Raw genomic sequence first — 6,102 nt, 5'->3', positions numbered from 1 at the left:
CCGATCCCCCAACTACGCTTTCCCTGAAGAGGGCGTCACTTTGCGTTCGGTGCTCCTTCGCGGAGAGGAGATCTGGGCGAAAGAATACCGCCGTCCGGCCTCACAGGCGCTGAAAGAACTCGCGCCCGGTGCCACATTCTACGCAGGCGGTGGCAGCGTCCGAGTCGACCAGATCGATCTCTCCGGCGAGGATACGCTTCAAGAGTGGCGCCTCTGCGACCAGTGTGGCCACCTGGAACAGGTTGTTGAGGAAGGAGGCAAAGCAGTTTCCTGTCCGCGTTGTGGGAGCCCGCAATGGGCCGATTCAGGCCAGCGGCACACCCTCGTTCCCCATCAAGAGGTATCGGCGACAACGCTTGATCGCAAGAGTCGAATCACCGACGACACCGAGGGACGTTCGCCGTCGTTCTACGACACCCGCTTGCATGTGGGCATTCGCAAGCAAGACGTAGACATGGCCTACGAGATCAAAGACGGAGAAATGCCCTTCGGCTTTGAGTTTGCGCACGATGCCGAGCTCCACGAAATCAACTTTGGCGAGCCGGGCCCGAACGATCGCTTGGAGTATGCGGGGGAGCCGGTGTATGGCAAGGGGTTCGACACGTGTCCGCAGTGTGGGCGCGTTCACATCGACGATGACGGCATCAACCACACACAGTCGTGCACGACCCAGACCCAACACGCCGATGCCGATAAGGTCGCGCGGGTTGCGCTGTTCCGCCAGATGCGTTCGGAGGCCGTGCGCATCCTACTTCCCGAAACGTCCATTGCAAACACGGAGCGGCGCGTTCATTCCTTGAAAGCAGCCCTACTCTTGGGGCTAACCGCCCAGTTCAAAGGAAATGTGAGCCACCTGAAGGTAGCTATTCAAGAGCATCAGACCGGCCCCGAGGCTGTGGGACGCAAGCGTTTTCTGGTGCTCTATGACAGCGTACCGGGCGGAACGGGCTACTTGCCTCGCCTCCTGAAAGACAAAGAAGCTATCATTGATGTCTTCGAACAGGCGTACGAGATCATGGCAACCTGTTCGTGTCGCCATGATGAGGACAAAGACGGCTGCTACCAGTGCGTGTATGCCTACCGCAATGCCTACGAGATGGAGTACACGTCACGACAAGCCGCAATGGACGTTATTGAGGCCATCATGAAGGGGCGCGATGCGCTCGTGCCTGTGGATAGCGTGGAAGAGATCTCGGTTGCCTCTGTTGTGGATAGCGAGTTGGAAGAGCGGTTCATCCACGCCTTGGACGAGGACCTCCCGGTCAACCCGTCGCGACTGGAGAAGCACGTTGTAAACGGTGGACGCGGGTGGCGGCTCTACCTGGGTGCAGGCGAAGAGCAGCAGCGGTACGACATTGAACCGCAGGTACCCGTTGGGCCCGACGAGGGCGTAGCCGTGCCCTGCACCGTCGACTTCGTGATTCACCCGCTCGATGCAGATATGCGTCCGATCGCCCTCTTTATGGACGGATGGGCGTATCACCGTAGGCGCGTCGGCACGGATGTGCTGCAACGACGCGCCCTGCGGGCCAGTGGGCGCTACTATACGTGGTCGCTCACCTGGGACGATATCTCGGACGGCGATGCCGAGTTTGCAAACTACCGCTTTCCGGAGCCGAAGGTGGGCCAGTTGCTGAGCCTAATGGATGGCCATGTCCAAGGCGATTACAAAAACCAGAACAGCTTCGAGTGGCTCTGCGATCTTCTTCAGTCGCCCAACCCAGAACACTGGAAGCAGGTCGCGCTTGCGCACGGCATGGCCGCGGCCGTCGGCTTCCCCGAAACGACCGACACCCCGCAGCAGGACTGGAGGAAATCGCTCCGCACCCATGCGCCGGACTCCCTGTGCCATCGCTTCGAGGAGAAAGCCGATGATCAAACGGCCGTCATGGGGTATGCCAACCCGTTTACGCAGGGCGCCCATGCATCTGCGTCAAACGCCCCAGCATTGCTCTGGGCCGTCACCAATACGGATGCAGTCGAAGCGATAACGAGCGACGTGGATCAATCAGCGGCGGGGCTTTCGGTTGCGCTCTATATAGACGACAAGGCAAAGCTTGATCGGTCGGCCTGGAACGGCTATCTACGGCTGTACAACATGCTTCAGTTCATCCCGGGCGTGTATCCGATTACCGCCAGCCTGCCGAAGCGCGACCGCAGCACGCCCTACGACAGCCTGTGGGAAACCCAGCCGCCTCCACATACCGCAGGGGACGACCGCAACTCAGAAGGCAACACGCCCTCTGAAGACAGTCAACCGGATCCTACGCCCTGGACAAAAGCAATTGAATACGCGCTCCCTGAAACCGAGGATCTCATTCGTCAACTGGAGGATGCAGGAGTGCCCGTTCCTCAGATGCCTTACCAGCACCAGGAAAACGGCCCTATTGTTGCCGAGGCGGAGATGGGCTGGCCCCAGTCGGCGGTTGCTATCGTACTGCCGGAGCAAGCCTCCAGCAAGGCGCGTCTTGAACAAGCAGGGTGGGAGGTCTTCACACTGGAGGAGGCACAAGCCAACCCAGACCAGCTTCTTGACCATCTGAACGGGGAGTAGGCTCTGTTCAGTGTTGAACGCACCGACTACTCGACTTTCCTCACACCTCTTCCTTTACAACTTATGGATGTCACGGTAGCCATCGGCGACGAATTTCTTGACGCATTTTCGGCCTTGCCGAAAGCGCAGCAGAAAAAGACACGCCGCTTCATTGAGAAGTTTAGAGCCGCTCCGAAGTCAAGCGGCATCAACTACGAGAAGATCAACGGAGCACAGGACGAAAAACTTCGATCGGTCCGCATCGACCAAGCGTACCGGAGCATTATCCTGAAGCCCCCAACGGGCAACGTGTTTATGATCCTCTGGGTGGATCATCACGACGATGCCTATCAGTGGGCGCGTAACCGGTTTTTTGAGATCCATCCCGAAACAGGAAGTCTGCAAGTGCTTCCGCTTGAAGATGGGGAGGTACCAGAGGCTGCGACCACGGATTCTACGGAGGATCAGGACGAAAACGAGCACGGCGATCTCTATGCAGAGTATCGGGACCGTGAGTTGGTCCGCCTGGGCGTGCCGGAGCGACTGCTTCCACTCGTGCGGAGCATTAAAACCGAGGAGGACCTCGATGCCATGCAGAAGCATTTGCCTGAAGAGGCCTATGAGGCGCTTTTCCTGTTGGCTGCCGGGTACACGCAAAGCCAGGTAGATAGCGAACTAGCCTACAAGCGCCGCAAAGCCGAGGAGGTAGATACCCAGGACTTTGCCTCGGCTCTCAACGACCCGAATACGCAGCGCCGGTTCACACTCGTCGACGACGACGAAGAGTTGGAGCGCATGCTCGATGCCCCGCTTGAAAAGTGGCGCACGTTTCTCCATCCCTCACAGCGCCGCCTGGTCACGATGGAAGCCAACGGCCCTGTGCGCGTCCTGGGGGGCGCTGGCACAGGCAAGACCGTGGTCGCGATGCACCGGGCCGTGTGGCTGGCTGAGAACGTGTTCACCGATCCGGGTGATCGCCTACTGTTCACCACATTCACCCGCAACCTTGCCGCTGATATTGAGCAGAATCTCGCTGCCCTGACCTCCGAAGACGTCCTTCGGCGTATTGAGGTACAGAACCTGGACCGCTGGGTCACGCAGTTCCTCCGTGCACACGGGTATGCGTATCAAGTGGACTATGGCACTCAGACCAAGAACCTATGGGAGCAGGCGTTAACCCTCGCTCCAGACGACATGGCAGAGGCCTTTCTGCGCAGCGAGTGGGAAGAGATCATCCAGCCGAAAGGCATCGACACGTTATCCGAGTACATGCGCGTGAGCCGCATCGGGCGAGGGACCCCGCTCCAGCGTCCCACGCGGAAAGCCATCTGGCCCGTCTTTGAAGAGTACCGTGATCTGCTTGAGCAGAACAAACTGCGCGAGCGCGAAGGCGCATTTCGGGATGCGCGGGCCCTGCTTGACGAGAAAGGAGATATCCTCCCGTACAACTCCATCTTAGTCGATGAAGCCCAGGATATGGGCACGCAAGCCTTCAAGCTGATCCGCCAGATGATTCCCGGCGGTGACCAGAAACACGATCTGTTTATCGTAGGGGATGCGCACCAGCGTATTTACAACCGACAGGTCGTGCTGGGCCACTGCGGCATCAACATCGTTGGACGGGGCCGCAAGCTCCGCGTCAACTATCGAACGACCGAAGAGAATCGAGAATGGGCCGTGGGGCTGCTGCAAGGCGCACGCTACGATGACCTTGACGGAGGCATTGATAATCAGGAGGTCTACAAATCACTGGTCCACGGAGCCGCACCCCGCGTCAAGATCTTCGACTCGTTTCAGGAAGAGACCGAGGCGATCGTTGGGTATCTTCGCAGCGTAGCCGATGACGGCGACGACCTGCGCAACACCTGTTTGGTAGCGCGGACGAATACATTGGTCCAGCAGTACAGAAATGCACTCGAAGAAGCGGGGCTTGAGACCTATACCGTTCAACCTCAGCAGGCTGAAGACCGGTCGCAGCCCGGTGTCCGTCTGGCAACGATGCACCGCACGAAAGGACTGGAGTTCGACCGAGTCATTGTAGCAGGCGTGACGGAAGATGTCATGCCCCATAACAGCGCGATCCGTCCGGCCGCTGATGACGTCGACCGATCTCATCGTCTCAAGCAAGAGCGCTCCCTACTGTACGTTGCGGTGACCCGTTCTAAGCGGGAGGTCATCGTAACCGCCCCTGAGCCCGCCAGTCCCTGGATTCAGGAAGGATCATGACGCGAAGGGAATCCTTTTTCTTTGATGCCTCTGCCCACGCGAAGGTAAATCTCCCCAATCCCTGATAAGAGAGCTGATTCCCGATAAGGACGCTTATGGGGGATTGGCCATGAGGATGTGCAGTCGTCTCACCACCACATGCCCAGTCAACTATATGCGGAGGCGCACCTGGTGGCATATGCCTTTTGGCATACGCCGTGGTGGCACGCCCCCGCAGGGAATCATTCACAACCGGTAATGGCCCGAACTGGTGGTTGCCGGAACGGGGGAGGGCCCGCCTGCTACTGCACAACGACTACCGCACGACCGGCTACCGCACAACGGTGATGCGCTGGGTTTCGGTGTAGCCCTCGGTCTGCATGCGTAGGAAGTACGTGCCGCTGGCCAGCCCGCTCACGTCGAGCTGCGTGTCGGTGCGCCCCTCCGCGTTCGTGTCCACCACCGTGCGGATACGCCGCCCCAGCATGTCATACAGGTCGATGCGCACGTCTTGGCGCCCCGGCACCGCAAACCGCACCGTGGCCTGATGGCGCGTCGGGTTCGGGTACGTGGGGAGCAGTTCGGCCTGGGTCACCTGACGTGCAATGGTTACCGCCTCGCTAAACGATGCAGTGCCGCCCGTGTCAATCTGCCGCAGGCGGTAGCTTAGGCTGTCGGCGGCGTAGGGCAGATCTGTGTCCTCAAACCGGTAGGATTGCGGGGTATCCGTGGTGCCTGCGCCGTCGAGGGTAGCGATGGATGCCCAGGTGGACCCGGCAGCGCGCTGCACCTCAAAGCCGGCGTTGTTCGTCTCCGAGAGGGTCTGCCACTGAAGCGTCACCGCTTCGGTGCCGGAGCGCCGGGCGTCGAATCCAGCCAACTCCACCGGCAGTGGATTGCTGGGGTCGGTGCTCGCGATCGCAAACTGGCTAAAGCCCACGAGGTCTTGCACCGCCACGAGGGCACGGGCTTCACCCAGCACCAGGCTCGCGCCGCTAAACGTATCGACGGCATTCCACGTCTGCCCGCCATCATCGGACTTGTAGAGCATGAGCGCGCTGAAGTCGCTGATTCCGCCCAGATCCTCGGTGGAGAGCAGGAGGTCGTAGCTGGGGGCGGTGTCGAGGCCAGAGGTAACCGTCCAGGTGAACGGGGCCACGTTGCCGGGGAGTTCGCCACTGGGGTCATCTGGGGCCTCGCCCGTGCGGGTGAGGGTGAGTCCGCCATTGGCTGCGGTGTTCTCGCGCAGGAGCACGCGCCCGTCGAATCCGGTCGGCTCCAGGTAGCCGAGCAGTCCAGCGGCGTCGGCGATGTCGCTACTTGTGGTTGTGATCTCGCTGAACGTGAAGGCGCCCAGGTCCGGG

The 6,102-nt window shown here is 60.1% G+C and carries 3 protein-coding genes; 2 read left to right on the top strand and 1 reads right to left on the bottom strand.

All coding sequences use genetic code 11. The features are described 5' to 3' along the window. Both R6U20_RS06340 and R6U20_RS06335 read left to right on the top strand, forming a co-directional pair. Positions 1 to 2,554: DUF1998 domain-containing protein (locus R6U20_RS06340; protein ID WP_410337024.1), on the top strand; the 2,554-nt coding region annotated here is incomplete at its 5' end. Between the two features lie 63 nt (positions 2,555 to 2,617). Further along, a complete protein-coding gene (locus R6U20_RS06335) occupies positions 2,618 to 4,759 on the top strand; it encodes a 3'-5' exonuclease (protein ID WP_410337023.1) in 2,142 nt (713 codons plus the stop codon). A gap of 310 nt (positions 4,760 to 5,069) precedes the next feature. On the opposite strand, the gene R6U20_RS06330 is transcribed toward R6U20_RS06335, so the two are convergent. Next, positions 5,070 to 6,102 (bottom strand): T9SS type A sorting domain-containing protein (locus R6U20_RS06330; protein WP_410337022.1); only part of this gene is annotated, 1,033 nt, incomplete at its 5' end.

Origin of the sequence: Longimonas sp. (assembly GCF_046498435.1) — a bacterium.
Taxonomy (GTDB): Bacteria; Bacteroidota; Rhodothermia; order Rhodothermales; family Salinibacteraceae; genus Longimonas.
The sequence above is the reverse complement of the archived record's forward strand: the minus strand, read 5'-3'. Positions and strand labels throughout refer to the sequence as shown.